Source organism: Bacillus sp. BD59S (assembly GCF_007363175.1).
Lineage (GTDB): Bacteria > Bacillota > Bacilli > Bacillales > Bacillaceae_G > Bacillus_A > Bacillus_A pacificus.
Genome location: NZ_CP034686.1, coordinates 1,564,712 through 1,583,499, shown reverse-complemented (window position 1 = coordinate 1,583,499; position 18,788 = coordinate 1,564,712). Strand labels below are relative to the sequence as shown.

General features: G+C 34.7%; 19 protein-coding genes. 9 read left to right on the top strand and 10 right to left on the bottom strand.

Translation table 11 applies throughout. From position 1 onward, the window contains the following. The first annotated feature begins 123 nt into the window (after positions 1–123). Positions 124–546, top strand: a complete 423-nt coding sequence (locus tag EKQ63_RS10240) for a PH domain-containing protein (protein WP_087994347.1) — start codon at positions 124–126, stop codon at positions 544–546. A 64-nt stretch (positions 547–610) separates the two neighbouring features. On the opposite strand, the gene fumC is transcribed toward EKQ63_RS10240, so the two are convergent. The 5 genes from fumC to EKQ63_RS10215 form a co-directional block, all read right to left on the bottom strand. Next, complete coding sequence (gene fumC / locus EKQ63_RS10235; RefSeq protein ID WP_087953023.1) at positions 611–1,999, bottom strand: class II fumarate hydratase; 1,389 nt, start codon at positions 1,997–1,999, stop codon at positions 611–613. Positions 2,000–2,123: 124 nt separating this feature from the next. Next, positions 2,124–3,527, bottom strand: coding sequence for a Na+/H+ antiporter NhaC (gene nhaC / locus EKQ63_RS10230; RefSeq protein WP_087994348.1), 1,404 nt, complete (start codon positions 3,525–3,527; stop codon positions 2,124–2,126). A gap of 331 nt (positions 3,528–3,858) precedes the next feature. After that, a complete protein-coding gene (locus EKQ63_RS10225; protein ID WP_087994349.1) occupies positions 3,859–4,518 on the bottom strand; it encodes a class I SAM-dependent methyltransferase in 660 nt (219 codons plus the stop codon). Positions 4,519–4,630: 112 nt separating this feature from the next. Continuing rightward, the gene (locus EKQ63_RS10220; RefSeq protein ID WP_087994350.1) at positions 4,631–5,503 is read right to left on the bottom strand and encodes a TIGR03943 family putative permease subunit; all 873 of its coding nucleotides are present in this window, start codon (positions 5,501–5,503) and stop codon (positions 4,631–4,633) included. Positions 5,504–5,515: 12 nt separating this feature from the next. Then, a complete protein-coding gene (locus tag EKQ63_RS10215) occupies positions 5,516–6,493 on the bottom strand; it encodes a permease (RefSeq protein ID WP_087994351.1) in 978 nt (325 codons plus the stop codon). A gap of 183 nt (positions 6,494–6,676) precedes the next feature. On the opposite strand from EKQ63_RS10215, the gene EKQ63_RS10210 reads away from it, so the two are divergent. The 3 genes from EKQ63_RS10210 (at position 6,677) to EKQ63_RS10200 (ending at position 9,703) form a co-directional block, all read left to right on the top strand. Continuing rightward, positions 6,677–7,864, top strand: coding sequence for a GTP-binding protein (locus tag EKQ63_RS10210; RefSeq protein WP_000757655.1), 1,188 nt, complete (start codon positions 6,677–6,679; stop codon positions 7,862–7,864). Positions 7,865–8,049: 185 nt separating this feature from the next. Further along, complete coding sequence (locus tag EKQ63_RS10205) at positions 8,050–9,015, top strand: DMT family transporter (RefSeq protein ID WP_140168461.1); 966 nt, start codon at positions 8,050–8,052, stop codon at positions 9,013–9,015. Between the two features lie 16 nt (positions 9,016–9,031). Continuing rightward, positions 9,032–9,703 carry a GntR family transcriptional regulator gene (locus EKQ63_RS10200; protein WP_087953030.1) on the top strand — a complete coding sequence of 224 codons (672 nt, stop codon included), beginning with the start codon at positions 9,032–9,034 and terminating at the stop codon, positions 9,701–9,703. Between the two features lie 56 nt (positions 9,704–9,759). Here EKQ63_RS10200 and fbpA read toward each other — a convergent pair whose 3' ends face one another. Together fbpA and EKQ63_RS10190 are read right to left on the bottom strand one after the other, a co-directional pair. Next, on the bottom strand, positions 9,760–9,930 hold the full coding sequence (gene fbpA / locus EKQ63_RS10195; protein ID WP_000098301.1) for a Fur-regulated basic protein FbpA: 171 nt from the start codon (positions 9,928–9,930) through the stop codon (positions 9,760–9,762). A 193-nt stretch (positions 9,931–10,123) separates the two neighbouring features. Further along, positions 10,124–11,023: a cation diffusion facilitator family transporter gene (locus EKQ63_RS10190; protein WP_143881000.1), complete on the bottom strand. Its 900-nt coding sequence runs from the start codon at positions 11,021–11,023 to the stop codon at positions 10,124–10,126. A 263-nt stretch (positions 11,024–11,286) separates the two neighbouring features. Here EKQ63_RS10190 and EKQ63_RS10185 point away from each other — a divergent pair, with 263 nt between their 5' ends. After that, positions 11,287–12,360 (top strand): WD40/YVTN/BNR-like repeat-containing protein, encoded by a 1,074-nt coding sequence (locus EKQ63_RS10185; RefSeq protein ID WP_087994353.1) that lies wholly within the window; start codon positions 11,287–11,289, stop codon positions 12,358–12,360. Between the two features lie 40 nt (positions 12,361–12,400). On the opposite strand, the gene EKQ63_RS10180 is transcribed toward EKQ63_RS10185, so the two are convergent. Continuing rightward, positions 12,401–13,507: a DUF4179 domain-containing protein gene (locus tag EKQ63_RS10180; protein ID WP_087994354.1), complete on the bottom strand. Its 1,107-nt coding sequence runs from the start codon at positions 13,505–13,507 to the stop codon at positions 12,401–12,403. After that, a complete protein-coding gene (locus EKQ63_RS10175) occupies positions 13,504–14,070 on the bottom strand; it encodes a sigma-70 family RNA polymerase sigma factor (RefSeq protein WP_087953033.1) in 567 nt (188 codons plus the stop codon). The genes EKQ63_RS10180 and EKQ63_RS10175 overlap by 4 nt, the downstream gene beginning before the upstream one ends. 271 nt (positions 14,071–14,341) lie before the next feature. Between EKQ63_RS10175 and asnB the strand changes: the two genes are divergently transcribed. Continuing rightward, on the top strand, positions 14,342–16,165 hold the full coding sequence (gene asnB, locus EKQ63_RS10170) for an asparagine synthase (glutamine-hydrolyzing) (RefSeq protein WP_087994355.1): 1,824 nt from the start codon (positions 14,342–14,344) through the stop codon (positions 16,163–16,165). A gap of 42 nt (positions 16,166–16,207) precedes the next feature. Here the strand turns inward: asnB and EKQ63_RS10165 are convergent, their stop codons facing one another. Further along, a complete protein-coding gene (locus EKQ63_RS10165; protein WP_087953035.1) occupies positions 16,208–17,035 on the bottom strand; it encodes a PP2C family serine/threonine-protein phosphatase in 828 nt (275 codons plus the stop codon). A gap of 123 nt (positions 17,036–17,158) precedes the next feature. On the opposite strand from EKQ63_RS10165, the gene EKQ63_RS10160 reads away from it, so the two are divergent. The 3 genes from EKQ63_RS10160 to EKQ63_RS10150 are packed head-to-tail and all read left to right on the top strand — an operon-like array spanning position 17,159 to position 18,779. Further along, complete coding sequence (locus EKQ63_RS10160) at positions 17,159–17,569, top strand: MarR family winged helix-turn-helix transcriptional regulator (RefSeq protein ID WP_087953036.1); 411 nt, start codon at positions 17,159–17,161, stop codon at positions 17,567–17,569. Further along, entirely contained in the window at positions 17,553–17,882 is a 330-nt protein-coding gene (locus EKQ63_RS10155; protein ID WP_087953037.1) for a DUF3147 family protein, read from the top strand. Before EKQ63_RS10160 ends, EKQ63_RS10155 begins: the two co-directional genes overlap by 17 nt. Positions 17,883–17,942: 60 nt before the next feature. Beyond that, complete coding sequence (locus EKQ63_RS10150; protein ID WP_242071317.1) at positions 17,943–18,779, top strand: alpha/beta hydrolase; 837 nt, start codon at positions 17,943–17,945, stop codon at positions 18,777–18,779. The last annotated feature ends 9 nt before the right edge of the window (positions 18,780–18,788 follow it).

The following is an 18,788-nucleotide window of genomic DNA, read 5'->3' as shown; positions in this document are numbered from 1 at the left end:
TCCCATCAAGAAATTTTACATGAATAATAAAACGTGTGAATATGCAATTATGCATATTCACACGTTTTATTACGATGTTATGATTTAATTTAGTTAAAGTACACGTATACCGAGGTGACTAACTTGAAATTTAAAGCGAAAAAAAATCCATTTCACGTCATTTTTATTACATTATTTATCATGATTTTTTTCATTTCGCTATTCTTCCAAAATGAAAATTCTATTTTTTTCACCCTCATGATGCTGCTAAATATCGTGAATCTTTCTTCATTCTATTTCTCTCACTACAACGTAACGGAATCATCTCTTGTCGTAAAACATGGTTTCATACTACGTACTGAAATTCCCTTTGAAGATATTCGCCACATTAAATACTCTGGTAAAAAACTTCATTCAAAGAAATGGACTAGACAGCAATTAGAAATCCATTATAATTTATTCGACTCTGTGACAACTTTCATACCACAAGAAGAAGAAAAATTCATTGCGCTTTTAAAAGAAAACTGCCCACATATGAAAATATTGAATATGTCTGCTAACAAATAATATATTTTGGCACTTACAGTAATAAAAAAACCAAGACTCTAAACAAAGAATCTTGGCGTTTTTATTACTCTTTCGGAGCAATCATTTTTTTCGGATCGACAATTTCATCGAATTGTTCTTCTGTTAGTAGTCCAGATTGCAGCGCTGCTTCTTTTAGCGTTAACCCTTCTTTATGAGCATGCTTCGCAATTTTCGCTGCATTTTCATATCCGATATGAGGGTTTAATGCTGTAACAAGCATTAATGAACGATTCACATTCTCTTTAATGACTTCTTCATCTGCTTCAATACCAACTGCACAATTATCATTAAATGAAACAATTGCATCTGCTAATAAGTGAGCAGATTGTAAGAAGTTATATGCAATAACAGGTTTAAATACATTTAACTCAAAATTGCCTTGGCTCGCTGCAAATCCGATTGTTGCGTCATTTCCCATTACTTGTGCTACAACCATCGTTAATGCTTCACTTTGCGTTGGATTTACTTTACCTGGCATAATAGAGCTTCCTGGCTCATTTGCTGGAATAATAATTTCTCCTAGCCCACTACGTGGACCACTTGCCAGCCAGCGCACATCGTTAGCGATCTTCATTAAATCCGCTGCTAATGCTTTTAATGCACCATGCGTATATACAACTTCATCATGACTCGTTAATGCATGGAATTTATTTGGTGCAGAAATAAATTGCTTACCTGTAAATTGGCTAATTTCCTCAGATACCATCTCACCAAATTTAGGATGGGCGTTTATACCTGTTCCAACTGCAGTACCACCAATCGCAAGCTCTTTCATATATGTATTGCTCTCTGCAATCATACGCTCTGTTTTTTCAAGCATACGGTGCCATCCACTAATTTCTTGTCCTAATGTTAACGGTGTCGCATCTTGTAAATGTGTACGACCAATTTTTATAATATGTTCAAATGCAGTTACTTTTTCTGCTAACGTTTCTTTTAATTTGGTAAGTGCTGGTAACACGTGATTTTCTACTGCGAGTACACATGCTACATGAAGCGCAGTTGGGAAAGTATCATTTGAACTTTGAGACATGTTCACATCATCATTCGGATGAATATGTACGTCAGATCCCTTCTCTTTCAAAATTTGATTCCCTCGGTTTGCAATTACTTCATTCACATTCATGTTTGACTGCGTACCACTCCCTGTTTGCCATACGACAAGTGGAAAATGTTCATTCCATTTCCCTGCAATCACTTCGTCAGCTGCTGTCACAATTGCTTCTGCTTTTTCTTCTGATAGCTTTCCTAATTTTTTATTAGTAAGTGCTGCACTCTTCTTTAAAATGGCAAATGCTTTTACAATTTCAAGCGGCATTTGCTCTGTTCCAATCGGAAAGTTTTCTTTACTACGTTGTGTTTGTGCTGCCCATAATTTATCAGCTGGAACTTTTATTTCTCCTAATGTATCTCTTTCAATTCTGTACTCCATTTTTTCATCCCCTTGAAAATAAAATACCTACATCTCTTATAATAACAGACTTTCTCTTAAATGATAAGAATTCTCACTCGTGTGCATAAAAAAAATACCTCCTGCCATCACAGAAGGTATTTTTTTATGATGCTTGCTTTCCTTTTTCAGCATCATCAACATACCAAATAAATTTGCCTGTATATCCGTAAATAATCGCTAAAATTAACGATACGAAGCTTAACCACATAAATGGAACGTATGAGAACGTTGCTACACCTAAAATACCAGCCATAAAAATACCATTATCAGACCATGGCACCATACCTGAAGTTAACGTTCCACCTACTTCTGAGTTACGTGCTAATACACGTCGGTCTATTTTTAATTTATCATAGCTTTCTTCCATAATTTTCGGTGTTAAAATTAATGATACGTACATTGCACAACCAAATATATTCGCTAAGAATGCCACGATTAATGTAGACAATGTTACATTACCTGCAGAATTTAATTTCTTCTCAAATTTTGATACGATTACTTTTAAAACACCTAGTTTTTCAAGTAATCCACCAAATCCTAAACCGAAAATAATAACGGCTACTGATCCAAGCATACCGTTAATTCCACCACGGTTTAATAACTTGTCCACAAATTCAACACCAGATTGAATTGAGAATCCGTTATACGCTGTTCCAATCGCCTCTCCAAAGTTCATTCCTTGGAAAAGAGTTGCCCAAATTGCACCAATTAAAGCTCCCATTGCAATTGTTGGCATAGACGGTCTCTTTAGTGCTAATAGAACAATAACAATGACCGCTGGAACAAGCATCCATATTTTAATATCAAATTGCTTTAATAAAGCTTCTTTTAAAAACTCTACTCGATTTAAATCTACGTTATCGCCGCCATACATCCAACCAGCTACAGTAAACATAATACTAGTAATAATGTAAGCCGGAACATCTAATACGAGCATAGCTCGAACGTGAGCAATAACATCTACTTTCGCCATAGAAGCTGCCAGAACCGTACTATCAGAAAGTGGTGATAATTTGTCGCCGAAATAAGCTCCTGAAAGAACTGCACCAGCAACAAGTGGAAGTGGTAATCCAAGCCCTTCACCAATCGCCATCATAGCAATACCTGCTGTTCCAACTGTTCCCCATGATGTTCCTGTTGCGATAGAAGTGATCGAACAAATAATTAATGTTGCTAATAGGAATATGCTAGGGTGAATAAATTCTAACCCATAATAGATTAATGTTGGTACAACGCCACCAGCAATCCATGTTCCAATTAAAGCACCTACTGCAACTAAAATCAGTATTGCTTCTAATCCGTTAGAAATCCCTTTCGTAATTGCATCTTGCAATTCTTGATAACGAAATCCTAATCTTAATCCAAGCGCAATTACTAAAAACCATGAAATAAATAGCGCTAATTGAATTGGGAGATCAAAAATCGTTTGGAAGGAAAAGACAACAGCAAGAAATAGTAATAAAAGAACTATGATTTCTAGCATCGATGGTAATCTTACACTTTTCATTTTTTTCTCTCCTTACAAGTCGATAACATGACGTGTGTCGTCTTACATGTATGTAATATACAATTAGCGAAGACAAAACAAAATTTTCATATTATTTCGATTTATTTTTCCAGTATAATATATTGGACACCTTTTCTATTGTAAAAGTAGATGCTACTTTTCGCAATGGAAAATATAAAAAATGTTACATTTTTTATATTTAACAATCAAAGAGTAACTTTTTTAATATTTGCCACCAAAAAACTTTTTACTATTATCCTTACCGTTTAAAGGAATATCATTATTCTCCAAACAAAAAAGCACGCATCATTCAAATGATGCATGCTCCCTTTTATTTATACATATTTTGTATTTCTTCTTTGTTTTTAAGTATTTCCACAAACTTATCGCTACAACCTTTCGGGAATAATACGCCGAGTCCATATGAATGCTGGAACTGAAAATGAGGGTGCTTTGCTGTGACTTCATCCCAAAACTTATACACGCCGAAGTTTCGATCTTTCACCTCAATATCATGAAATAACACAATACCGTTATTCGCAAGTTTCGGTAACCATGTTTTATAATCATGAGAAACTGCTTCATACGTATGATAGCCATCAATATGCAACAAGTTTATCGTTCCATCTTGAAATTGATCAACGGCCTCATCGAAAGTAGAACGAATTAAATTACCTATATTGGGATAACTCGTATTTACGACTTTCTCTACGATTTGATAAACGCCTTCTCCATATGGACCTGTATGCTCATCTCCCGCCCAAGTATCTACAGCAAAACATTTTGTAGATAATCCCCCATCCTTTACCCCTTGACAAAAACTGAAAAAAGAAGCTCCTAAATGTGTACCTAACTCGACTAATACTTCCGGCTTTTCAAACCTTACTAAATCATATGCAAAGTCTAAATGCCCAATCCACGCCGTATTTGCCCGAATAAAATGGCTATAATTATCAAATTCAAATGTTGGTTTATGAGTAACCCAGCTCATCGCATATCTCCTTCTACCCATATTTTTAACAAACCAAATTACTCTTATCTTTATTTTTTTGTTACCGCAATTATGAGTCTATTTCATGAAAATATGAAGAATTAGTTCTTTTTCATTGTGGTAAAGCATCGTATACATACGGATCTTTAGGCGTATTGATTTTCTCTACTTTACTTACTTTTACAAGTGGAAATAGTGCTCCTTTATATGTCGTTTCGTCCAACAAACCTGTTATTTTCACCCATGTTTCCTGTGGGAGCTTTTTTACGTTTTCCCCTGCAACAATCATCCCCCAGACTGATGCATCCGCAATACAACAAGTTATGCCATATCGCGCCACTACCGCTTTATCACCTGTCACATCCTTATCATTATATATAAACCCTGAGAATGTAATTTCCTTCCCTTTAAATCCTTTTACATCTTGACCAATTATACTCATTGTTTGAACATAATCCTTATCCTCTACTTGTATCTTTCGTTGTCCCAACATACTTTTTGCTAATTGTTCTTCCGCTTGATCAGTCACTTTTAAATTCGAAGTTTCATCTTGTTCTTTCCCATTAGAATTTGCCTGTATTCCCTCTTTTTCGTTCTTTTCCATACTTCTCGCCTGTACACTTTGATTCATACCCCTTTTTCCTGCTAAACTTCCATCAATTGTTACACCTCCTAATAAAAAAGCACTAATAATTAGAACAACAAATAAAACGTATACAAAATATCTTTTTAACCCTAACTTCAATTCCCTATGATGCACACAACAATTACAATCATCTTGTTCCTCTCTCTCATCTCCCCAAACTTGTAATGAACCAAGAAGTAAAATTACTACAAAAGCTATATACGTAAATTTAATCATTTTTGGAGCGATAAAATTATAAATATTCCCGGTTACAAATAGTTTAAATAAGAGCATTGCTAAACCAATTAAAATAATGCCACGAATATAGCGATGATAGGCCTTCTGTTCCTTTCCCTCCACGTTTCTCATCTCCTATAACGTTGTAATTTGCACGATTGTGTACACCGATAAAATAATAATTCCAATCAAAAAGAATACAAATCTCTTTTGAAAATATGCAAACAACATGAACGTATTTTTCATATCGAGCATAGGCCCAAACACAAGAAATGCGAGAAGTGCTTTTACAGAGAAAACATGTCCAAAAGATGCCGCTATAAACGAATCGGCCGCAGAGCAAATGGATAAAACATAACCAAATCCCATCATAATAATTGGGGCAATTACTTCGTTATGTGCTACTGCATCCAGTACATTCCGATCAAAAAATGTTTGAAATACACTTGCTAAAAAAGCACCAATCAGTAAATACTTACCAGTATCAAAAAACTCATCTACAGTGTGATTCGTAACATCTTTCCAACTCTTTTTTTTGTTTTTTTGAACTGACACCTCTACGTCTTTTAAAACATTTCTTTCGCGATAGCGATAATACACAATTAAACCTATGAATAGAGCAACAAGAATTGTTACCCCAAAGCGTGCATATACAATGTAATCATTTTTTTGAAACGCATATACAGTAGATAAAAGAACAACTGGATTCATAATAGGTGCACTTAGTAAAATAACAATGCCCACATGAAGTGGTAACCCCTTTTGAATGAGCCTTCTTACAATTGGTATAATGACACATTCACACATTGGAAAAAGAATTCCAACAAATACTGCTGGAACCATTGCAACAATTGGAGATTTCGGCATTACTTTTTGAATCATATCTTCTGTCACAAACACTTGAATGAGAGAAGAAACAATTACCCCTAATAAAATAAATGGTATTGCTTCAAATATAATACTTAAAAACACCGTATTCACATTCAACCATTCTTTTGGCATACTTTTATGCAAATTTGCTAAACTTGTAAAATCTACAAAAAATAATAAAAAGAGAAACATAGCAATAAGAGCTATTCCTATTAATTCTTTTGAAACCCTATTAAAGACCATCCTTCTCGCCTCCATTTTACTTATATGTAAACAAGTGCTTGTCCAAAAGCTTCCTGCTACAGCACAAATTTTATAGTCTATTCCTATTCTTAAATCGTAACCATTATGATTTATTATTGATTTTTCCTTTTCCATCATTTAATATAAAACGTAATTATTACGATTTAAAGGAGAGAGTATTTCATGAAAAAAGTACCTATCACTGTATTAAGTGGTTTTTTAGGAGCTGGAAAAACTACCTTACTACATCATATTTTGACTAATAAGAACAACTTAAAAGTAGCTGTTATCGTTAATGATATGAGCGAAGTAAACATTGATGCATCCCTTATCAAAAAAGGTGGTTTTTCACGTACGGAGGAAAAACTAGTAGAAATTCAAAATGGCTGTATTTGTTGCACACTACGAGAGGATTTAATGATAGAAGTGAATCGGCTTGTGGAAAACGGTGATATTGACTATATAGTTATTGAATCTTCCGGTATAAGTGAGCCGATTCCAGTTGCCCAAACGTTTACGTATACAGACGATGTTCTGAACATTGACTTAACAAAAAATTGTCGCCTCGATACAATGGTTACTGTTGTAGATGCAAATAGATTTTGGGATGATTTTGCAGATGGTGAAAGTTTATTAGACCGTAAGCAGGCAATTGATGAAAACGATACTCGGGAAGTTATTGATTTATTAATAGATCAAATTGAGTTTGCAAATGTAATTCTCCTTAATAAGATAGACCTACTAGAAAAAGAAGATGTGAGAGAGCTGCATCATTTACTTAAGAAATTAAATCCTAGTGCAAAAATTATTGAAACTTCATTTAGCAACGTACCACTGCAAGAAATTTTAAATACAAACTTATTCAATTATGAGGAAGCGAGTCAATCGGCGGGTTGGATACAAGAATTAAATAGTGAACATCATACACCTGAAACTGAAGAATATGGCATCAATTCCTTTGTGTATCGCCGTAAATATCCTTTCCATCCTGAACGCCTTATGAATTGGCTAGAAAAATGGCCTGTGGATGTCGTAAGAGCAAAAGGCTTTTTCTGGCTCGCATCACGTAATAATATGATAGGGCTTCTATCCCAAGCGGGTTCCTCTATTACAATTCAAGGAGCCGGTGAATGGATAGCGGCATTACCTGAAACTGAAAGAAATCAAATTATTACAGAAGAACCCGAAGTATTGAAAAGCTGGAACGAGCGATATGGAGATCGAATAACCGAACTCGTATTTATCGGAATTGATATGAACCGTTCTTTAATTGAACAATCATTAGATGATTGTCTATTAACAGAAAAAGAAATGGCACAAAACTGGGATACATTCATTGATCCTATTCCAGCTTTTACTTACACTTCATAATTTAAAATAGAAAGGCTTCCGTAAACGAAAGCCTTTCTATTTTATCGTTCTCTTATTTAACAAACTTCTTTAATCTGAATAACAGCTTTACATCAAGTGAGAATTTTCAGTTTATTTTTTATTCATTTCGTGATATATTGCATATTGTATACAATATATTTTTTGAAAGGAGGAATCAATACATGATGAATCCAAATCGTTTAAAAGGAATCATTATGGTTGTAATTGGTGCTTGTTTATGGGGATTATCCGGAACAACTGCACAACAACTTTTTCAATATGAACATGTTTCTACTGAATGGTTAGTTACAATTCGATTGCTTATATCGGGCGTTATCTTGCTCATTATTTCATCATTCGGAACGAGAAAAAAAGAAATATTCAGCATATGGAAACAAAGATCTGATGCTACTAAAATGATATTGTTTGGCCTATTCGGTATGCTTGCTGTACAATACACGTACTTCGCTTCTATTAAAGAAGGAAATGCTGCCGTCGCAACATTATTGCAATATTTAGCTCCTATATTTATTACTGTATACTTACTTTTCAAATGGAACGTTCGTCCATCAAAAATTGATTTCATTTCAATTGCTCTTTCATTAGTAGGCACTTTTCTCTTACTGACAAACGGGTCTATACATAACTTAGCTGTTTCTACACCAGCTATCATTTGGGGAATTTTATCTGGATTATCTCTTGCTTTTTATAGTTTATACTCAAAGGAATTACTAGATAGATGGTCTTCCTCAGTTATCGTTGGATGGGGCATGATTATTGGAGGTATTGGTGTAACGATTGTACACTTTATTTCTACGAAAGAATTCATTTTATTATCAACGATGAAATATGTAAAACTAAATACCTTACCACTTATCACATTTGTCATCATTTTTGGGACACTTATTGCTTTTTATTTATACTTAGACAGCATACGATACTTGACTCCGAAAGAAACGACATTATTCGGATGTACTGAACCACTCGCAGCTATTATTTCTTCTGTACTTATATTACATGTGCCGTTTCAATCTTTTCAGTTATTAGGGGCTTTTTGTGTCATTGTAATGGTACTCATTTTAAGTCAAAAACCGGATGAAGGGAAACCAAAATTAAAGTTTGTTCATGAGAAAAAGGAAAATATACAATGAAAGGATGGAATTCACAATGCCTATCCCTCAAAATTATAAAAAACAAGGAAGATTTTCGGCAAAATCACTCGTTTTAAATCAACTACAAGATTGGATTATTGAAGGTGTACTGCAGCCTGACGAAAAAATTAATGATGGTGAATTGGCTGAAGCACTAGGAGTAAGTAGAACACCTGTAAGAGAAGCACTGCAAATATTAGAACTTTCTGGATTGGTGGAAATGGTACCTGGGCAAAAAACAAAAATTGCTCCTATTAAGTTAGACGACATTCCGATCATTTATGAGACGATGGCTGGTCTTCACTCTATTATAGGAAAGCAAGCACTTCAAAATATTACAGACGCTGATTTGAAACTACTTTCTGAAATAAATGATGATTTTCAGCGCTCTATAGAGAAGAAAAACGCAAAACAAGCGTTACAACTAGATATACAATTTCACAATACAATTTCTTCTATTGCTAAAAATCAATATATTGAGCCCTTTCTAGCAAATATGCAACTTCACGTTTTACGTCTTGAATACTTGTTTTTCCAAAACTTTGTTCCAGCAAGTCAATCTATTGAAGAACATCACTCAATCATTCAAGCACTGCAAAAGAAGGATGAAAAACAAATGGAACAAATGATGTCTCAAAACTGGCTCCGTCCAATGAAAGAAATATCAAAAATAATTTCTACGAAATAATAATAGAGCTGGTTACATAAAATCGTAACCAGCTCATCTTTTATTAATCTATATAGCTACGCCTGAATATCTGCATAATCTTCCATATCTTCGTACTCTTTTTCCAATTCCTCTAAAGACAGCTCGTATAATTGTCGGTCGCGAATTTTAAACACACCTGCTCCAATTAACTCATCAATTAAATGCCTCTTACGATTTTCAACAGCAAAACGGAGTTGACTACTCATCTTTTAAAAAACTCCTTTCTACGATCATTGAAAATGATAATCTCTATCAATTACCACTTTTGATTATAAAAGATGACTCGTTATAAGTAAAGTAATTTCATGAAATATTTACCTTACAAAGTATTTGTGGCCACATTATATATATGTATGCCGCGCGAAAAATGTTATGACACTTTTTCTTATCCTTTTTCTTTCATACTTTGCAAGTTGTCTCACTATGATTAAATTCACCATCTATCTCTACTTGAATGGTGACATGTTCTACATGAAACTTTTCCTTTAATACATCCGAAGCCTCTTTTAGTACACTTTGCGTTTCATTACCTGTAATAATCAAATGGCAAGTTAATACTTGAAAATCAGATGTGACAGACCATATGTGCAAATCATGAACTTCTTTTACAACCGTAATATTTAATAATGTACTTTTTACCTCTTCAACATTTATGTGCTGTGGTGCACCTTCCATTAATATATGGACCGTATCACGTGTTACACGCCATCCACTAATAATGACTAAAATGGACACAAGAATACTAGCAATCGCATCTGCAGCAGTCCACCCGAAAAATTTAATACATAGCGCTGCAATAATCGCTCCAACTGACCCTAATAGATCGCCTAATACGTGTAAGAAAGCACTTCTTAAATTTAAATTCCCCTTCACATCTCCGCCTCTGATTAATATCCAAGCTGATAAAATATTAATAAGCAGACCAAGTACAGCAATAATGAGCATCCCATTACTAGCAATCTCAACTGGTTCTGTAAAACGGCGAATTGCTTCAATGAAAATGTATACTGAAATGACTATAAGAACGACACCGTTGCATAATGCTGCTAACATTTCGACTCTCTTATACCCGTATGTTTTCGCAGCTGTTGCTGTTTTTTCTCCAAGCTTAAACGCAAGTAAACTTAAAGCTAAAGATACCGCATCACTTAACATATGCCCCGCATCAGATAATAGTGCTAAACTATTTGTTACAAATCCGCCAATTACTTCAGCAATCATAAAACTTGTCGTTAATACGAAAGCGATTAGCAGCGCCTTTTTATTGTTAGAATGACCGTGATCATGTGAATGTCCCATACCAATACTCCTTTAAGTGCAATATCTGTATGTTAGTATGAAACAAACTCCCCATCTTTATCCCGCATCAATGCCCGATTGGTGAAAGCTTATAATCAGTAGGGATGCCACACGCTGATTAAAGTTTCACTTTACCTCACTTCCTCTGTATACACACTTCGCTATTTTTCAAACAAGTCCTTTTTCTCAAATAAAAACAAGACTACTTCTTTTTTATTTTCATATTGTTTACTAAGGAAGGAATTTTTAAGGAGGGGACGAAATTGAAAAGATTATTTCTCTGTATGGAGCGTGAACTTGTTGTTGTAAAAGAACGATATGGTAACTATGAAGCATCCTATCACTTACAAAATATGCAACCTACCTGTATCGCTGTTGACCCGTTTCAACAAAACCGTGTATATTGCGGGACATTTGGACGAGGCTTATGGTTAAGCGACGATGGCGGAGATTCGTGGAAACCAATTGGAGATTCATATCGTTACTTTGATTTTCCAAATGAAGATGGTATTTTACATTCTTCGATCACTTCTATTACAATAAGCCCTAATGAACAAGTTAACGGATATGGCGTCGTTTATGTAGGAACAGAACCTAGTGCTTTATTCCGTTCGGAAAATGGTGGTGAAACGTGGACGGAACTGAAAAATATGAAATCATTATTATCTTCTTATACGTGGGCTTTCCCGCCTAGACCGTTTACCCATCACGTACGCTGGATTACAGTTGATCCAAATAATCCAAATACAATCCATGTTTCAATTGAAGCTGGTGCTGTTATTCAAAGTAATGATAGAGGGCATACATGGATGGATAAAAAATTCGGTGCTCCTATCGATGCTCATCAATTGCTTATGCACCCAGAAGCTCCAAATCGCCTTTATGCATCATGTGGTGACGGATTTATGGGCGGACCTGATCGCGCATACCTCGAAAGTTATAACAGTGGAAACAGCTGGATCTCATGCAGCGAAGGACTTGAACATCATTATTTATACAGCATGGCTATCGATCCAGCTGATTGTGATACAATTCTCGTTTCTGCCGCACCAAGCGCTGACCTCGCTCATCACCGTATTCCTTATGAATCTTATATTTATCGTAAAACGAAAGATACTCCGTTCCAGCAAGTACAGCAAGGTCTACCATCAGCAATCGGTACAGTTATTTCAATGTTTGCGACAAATCCAGCAGAACCACATACGTTTTACAATTTAAATAACAATGGCCTGTTTCAATCCACTGATAGCGGCGAATCGTGGGAACAACTAAATATTCCTTGGAAAGATGAATATAAAACGCAACATCCGCATGCTTTACTTGTTACTAGTTCTTAAGAAGAAAAAGACTGCCTAATCGTTTTAGGCAGTCTTTCTTTTATTTCTTTAAATCAATTACGATACCATCTAACACTATATCTTTACTCTTCGCTTCTTTTTTCGGCACTTCAATTTTCTTCTCGATTCCATTAATAAACTCCACTCCACCAAAGTTTTCTGGTGTATGAACTCTTAAATGAACACGCGGTGTAACGATAAGCTTTGTTGCATTTTCGTTCAACTTTTGGAATGTAGTACTCCAACTACTTTTATGTGGCTCCGCTACTGTACTGCTTCCACCATTTCCTTCACCTGCATATTTATTTCCTAAATCATCTTTTATTTCTAATTCCACATCAGCACTATCCCATATACTTCTTAATGCCTTAGATTCTTCTTGATTATAAAAAACGATAAAGGACATCGAGGTTACTTCCATTTTGTCTATATTTACTTTTATTAATTCATTTTCAGTACTTCCTTTGAGTTTCATTTCTTTACTTTCCATAGCATTTAAAGACAACGCAAAATTCCAATCTCCTTTTATTGATTTTTTTCCATCTATTGTTTCTATTTTGTCTATCTCCCACTTGATATTTGCAACATTCATTTTTTTACCATCAACATCACTTGCTGTACTCATACCCACATACTTTTTATCCCCTATTTTTGTAATTTTAGAGCTACCAGTCATACCATTAAAACCTACAACCTGTAAGGATTCAAGGATGTTTGGATTTTCTCCTAAATCTTTATCACTTTCAATAGAATACGTTATTGTTACAGTTCTTCCGTTAAATACAGCATCATTGAGTGTAACCTTAACTCCATTACTCTCCCTCGTCATATTCAACTCAGTCGAAAACTCTTTATAATTTTCATATAGCCCTGTTCTACCATTATCTAAAAATCGGAATATGTCACCTACAATTGGCAATCCCCCGGCATATGTAGGAAACCCGATACCGAGCGTTGCAACTGATAATCCTACTAAAATAGATGCAGCAGCAACGCCTTTTTTCCAACTTTTCATCTTTTTCTTCGTACGCATCGATTGTTTTACATTGCGCTTCACTTTTTCTTTTTCAATTTTAGAAGCCTCAATTTCCTCAAGTTCTTTCTCATCTATATCAATATCATTTAATAGTTCATAAATGTCTTTCATATGACACTACCTCCAAAACTAATTTTCGTAGCATTTTGTTGTAGTTTCTTTTTTCCACGATACACACGATTATCTATCGCTGCCCGAGTTAACCCTAACTTGTCTCCTATTTCTTCTGTCTTCATACCAAGAAGATATTTCATAATGAACACCTTTTGATCTAACGGTTCTAATTGATTAATAAGCTTCAATAACTCTTCCCTATCTTCCATAACGATTAATTCATCTTCTGCTGACTTTTCCGTACTAATATGGAACTCATCTGAAATAATTTCTACTTTTTTAGTTGCTTTCCGGTAATAATCAATTGCTTTAAACTTCGCAATCGCCGCTATCCATTTTTTAAAATCATTCGGCTCTCCATGAAACTTATTTGCATTATTCCATATGGAAAGAAATATATCGTTTATACATTCCTCTATGAGTCCATCATTTTGAATTGGAAGTAGAACTTTATGCGTGATTCCCTTTATGAGTGGTAAATATGTATCGACAACAAATTCTAGCGCATCTTCTTTTTGTCGCTGTAATCTTTTTATATAATTTTTCTCATTTGATTTCATGTAGCGATTCCCCTTATTTTTTTGTAAAAGCTTTTACACCCTATATAACGTCTAAAAAAATATTTCCTCTCATCTTTTTATTATTTTTTGTATGTAATGGAATACTTTCCCTTACCCATTGTCTCACATAACTATGCGTTCAAAGAAAATTTTCTCAAGTCTGCAATTTGATTCATGTAGTACACTATTTATATAGTCATTCTTTAACTTAGTGTACATTTTATTTCATTAATCTACTTTTCAACATTTTAAATTAGGAGATGAGATATGTATGTGTGGAATTACAGGTTGGGTAGATTGGAAAGAAGACCTTTCAAATCAACATGTTATTTTAAAAAAGATGGCAAATAGTATTGGGCATCGCGGTCCGGATGCTGAAGGATATTGGTTTTCACCTCGTGCTGCCTTTGCACACCGGCGTTTAATTGTAATTGATCCCGAAGGCGGAGCACAGCCGAAGACATTTCATACTGGTGATTATACGTATGCTCTTACTTATAATGGAGAAATTTATAATTTCCGTGAGCTTAGAGAGCAACTTCAAAAATGCGGTCATGCATTTGAAACGCATTCAGATACAGAAGTGTTACTACATGCTTATCTAGAATGGAAAGAAGACTGCGTACAACATTTAAACGGAATTTTCGCTTTCGCCTTATGGGATGATCAGAAGCAACAATTATTTTTAGCACGTGATCATTTAGGCGTAAAGCCACTCTTTTATACTGAAAGAAATGACAGCATTATTTTCGGATCTGAAATAAAAGCATTATTAGCACATCCATCTGTCCCTGCTAAAATTGATGCGGATAGCATAAATGAAATATTTGGATTAGGCTTATTTCGAACTCCAGGATGTGGCGTCTTTAAACATATTGAAGAAGTGCGTGCTGGACATTCTATAACATTCACACGTGATAAAAAAGTAGTTACGAAGTATTGGAATTTAGAAAGTAAGGTCCATACAGATTCTATAGAAGATACATCATCACATATTTTATCTATTTTACAAGATACAGTAAAAAGACAATTAATTGCCGATGTTCCTCTCGTTTGTATGTTATCAGGAGGATTAGATTCTAGCGGTATTACTGCACTAGCGGGAAAAGAATTTGCTGCTGAAAACAAAACACTTCATACGTATTCCATTGACTTTGTAAATAGTGCAAAAGATTTCGAACTGACATTTGCTCGCACTGGTTTAGACGCTCCTTGGGTAAAACGCGTTTCTGAACATGTAGGGACATCTCATCATGATATTATTGTGAATGCTGAAGAATTAGCAAATCACTTATTCGTTCCCCTTCGTGCAAAAGATTTACCGAGTGCTGGTGAAATGGAAACTTCACTATATTTACTATTTTGCGAAATGAAAAAAGATGCGACCGTAGCTTTATCCGGCGAATCTGCTGATGAAGTATTCGGTGGATACCCTTGGTTTCATCAAGAAGAATTACTTTATGTAGATAAGTTTCCTTGGCTAACAAATTGGAAAAATACATCTCCTCTTCTACTAAATGAAGTAAGTAACCAATGTAACTTAAAAAACTATATTGATACACGATTCCAAGAAGCGATACTTGAAGTACCTACTCTTGAAGGCGAAAGTAAAACATCCGCGAAACAACGTCAAATGTTTTATTTATTTTTAACGAGATTTCTTCCGTTCTTACTTGACCGTAAAGACCGTATGAGTATGGCTGTAGGATTTGAAGTTCGTGTACCGTTTTGCGATTATAGATTAGTTGAATATTTATGGAACGTTCCTTTCAACATAAAAAGCATTGATAATATTGAAAAAGGCATTTTACGTAGAGCACTAAAAACTGCTTTACCTGATGATGTGCGTAATAGAAGAAAAAGTGCTTACCCAACTTCACAAGACCCACATTATTTACAAACAATCCGTCATTTATCACTCGACATGTGCAGTAATAAAAACAATCCTATTTTCTCACTTATTAATCATTCCACATTACTTTCGATTGCCAATGAAAGTAATAAAGAAATTAACAATTTTGAAGCAAGAAGTGCTATGGAATACATGCTGCAAGTAAATGAATGGTTGAAAACATATCACATCCATATTGCTTAACAAAAAGGAGTTCAAGGATAAAAACCTTGAACTCCTTTTATATTAATTAGCGCATCGTTTATTTTCAGTGTCAATGGACCATCCAATAATTGTGGCGCAATCTCTGCCTTTCCACTGCAGTACATTTGTTAATACTGGCTCAATCTGTAAGCAACTTCCGTCGTGTAATATTTCTATTAAAGATTGGTCATCATCAAACCTTCGTTTATCACACTCTAAAATACCGTCCGTTGCCATTACGATGTGATTCATTCCTTTTTCTAATCCTCTTACACCTGACGTAAAACAAGGTGTATTTGCTGCAAAAATATTTTTCCTACCAATATATTCGTAATTCTTCCGTTTATTTAATCGCCCTTTACCATTTTTCGTTTTCTCAGAATGGAATAAATATGCGAAACAATCACCGACTGATAACCAATATAAAAATTCACCTTTTCGCAAACAAATTAAGCATGCAAGTTCCTCATCATCTTGATCACATTTTTCAATAAACAACTCATCTGTAAATAACGCTAATAAGTACATATGTGTATGATGAAAAGCTAAATGTGTTGGGTAGGAAAATAACTCTGTTAGTTTCTCTTTTCTTTCTGAAATGGCTTCTATTATATAATCAATATTTTTTGTTTTGTGGTGTGTATCAAAAATCATAACAAATTCAAATTGTAATTCCGGATCCCACCAAGCAAGCACCGCATCTCCTCGTTCGTATGCATCACTCTCTTGATTTCCCCCATATACGCCGACTGAAAGAGGACCACATTTTTCAACATGTATTTCATCTACATACATCTGTTCATGACTCATCCATTTGAATGTATTCACAGCTATCATCCTCTCTCTTGCTGAATGTATACCTTTACAAATAGATTACCTTATATTTCAATAAAAATAAACTTTTTCAACATTTTTTATCCAAATAAAAGGATTTTACTTCTATACTAACGAATATATCTTATTATACGACACAAAAAAATAGGAGGGCTTATTATGAAAGACATCAATCAGCATTGGGAGAGTATTTATTATCACTTACGATATGAATATGAAGACAACCTTTCTCACCAAGCCATTCGTATTTTACAAATCATTTCTCGTGAGAAAGATATAACAATTGGAAAAGTCGCTACTGAGCTTACTCTCTCTCATAACACAGCATCTGAACACGTAAAGCGCCTTATTCAAAAAGGGTATATCATGAAAGAAAGAAACAAACAAGATGAAAGAGTTGTGAACCTTACTTTAACGAAAGAAGGCATTGAAGTATTAGAAAAGCATACTTTACTAGATAAAGAAAAGATAAAAATATTAGAATCACAGTTATCAAAAGAAGAACAACAATTAGTCGAAAAAGCTTTTTCGTTATTAGCGAAGGAGGCTAAATATGCATTTCCTCGTTAAAGTAATCGTTTCCGCACTTATTATCGGTGTTATTACTGAAGTAGCTAAACATTATAGTACGATAGGTGGTTTTATCGCTGCCCTTCCTCTCGTAAGTTTACTAAGCCTATTTTGGATTTCTTTCGAAGGCGGGAACAAACAAGAATTAAGTCAATTTGCTATAGGCGTATTATATGGATTCCCTGCATCCGCACTATTATTATTTATCGTCTATATTGGATTGAAAAATTCGTTTTCACTTAGTACATCTATCCTGTTCGGTATAGGTGTCTGGTGCATCGTTTTCGCTTGTCAAAAATTATTTCAAACTTAGTTAGGAGGGGTTACTATTTATAAATTTGTAGAGGTATTGGGGCAAACTATAGAAGTATATATGAAAGGAAGTAGTAAACAAACTGTAGTCATTCAAACCGGAATGACTTGCTCATTTTATGATTGGTTTCCTATTATAGAAAAGCTTTCACAGCACTTTACAGTCGTTTCCTACCATCGCCCAGGTTACGGAAAAAGTGAACTAAGGAATCATTCACGTACTACATTACAAACAACAAAAGAACTTCGTATGTTACTACAAAAACTAGATATTAACGACCCAATCATTCTAATTGGTCATTCCTACGGAGGCCTATGCGCACAACATTTTGCCATGTTACATGAAGATAAGATGCAAGCACTTATTTTAGTTGATTCTACCTCCATGAACTTACACCGATTAGATGAACTTCATTTACCAATTTCTGATCAGACTGATTCGGATGATCTGTGGCTTCAAAAATATCATACATACTCCAAAATGGATGTAGACATGCTTTCTAATGAACTAAAACCAATGCTAGCCGGTCAATCAAGACAGTACATTGAATTTTCTACCTCTCCTACATTATATAAAACGACAGCTTCTGAACTATCGGAGTGGAAAAATTGTGCTCGCTCAATAAAAGAACTCTATAAAACATTAGAAGTACCTTTAATCGTTATTGGTAGAGACCCTCAATATTCTATTACTCAGTTGACTAAGGGCGGCATGCAAAAAGAGGAAGCGACACAACTTGAAGCAATGTGGCAAGAACTGATTCATGAACAATTACAAATCTCAATAAATAGCCAATATATACTTGCCGAACATGCTGGTCACGGAATAGAAAATGATCGACCAGATATTATCATTGAAGCGGTTCACTCTCTAAAAATAAAAAAAGGAAGCAACTAAAGCTGCCTC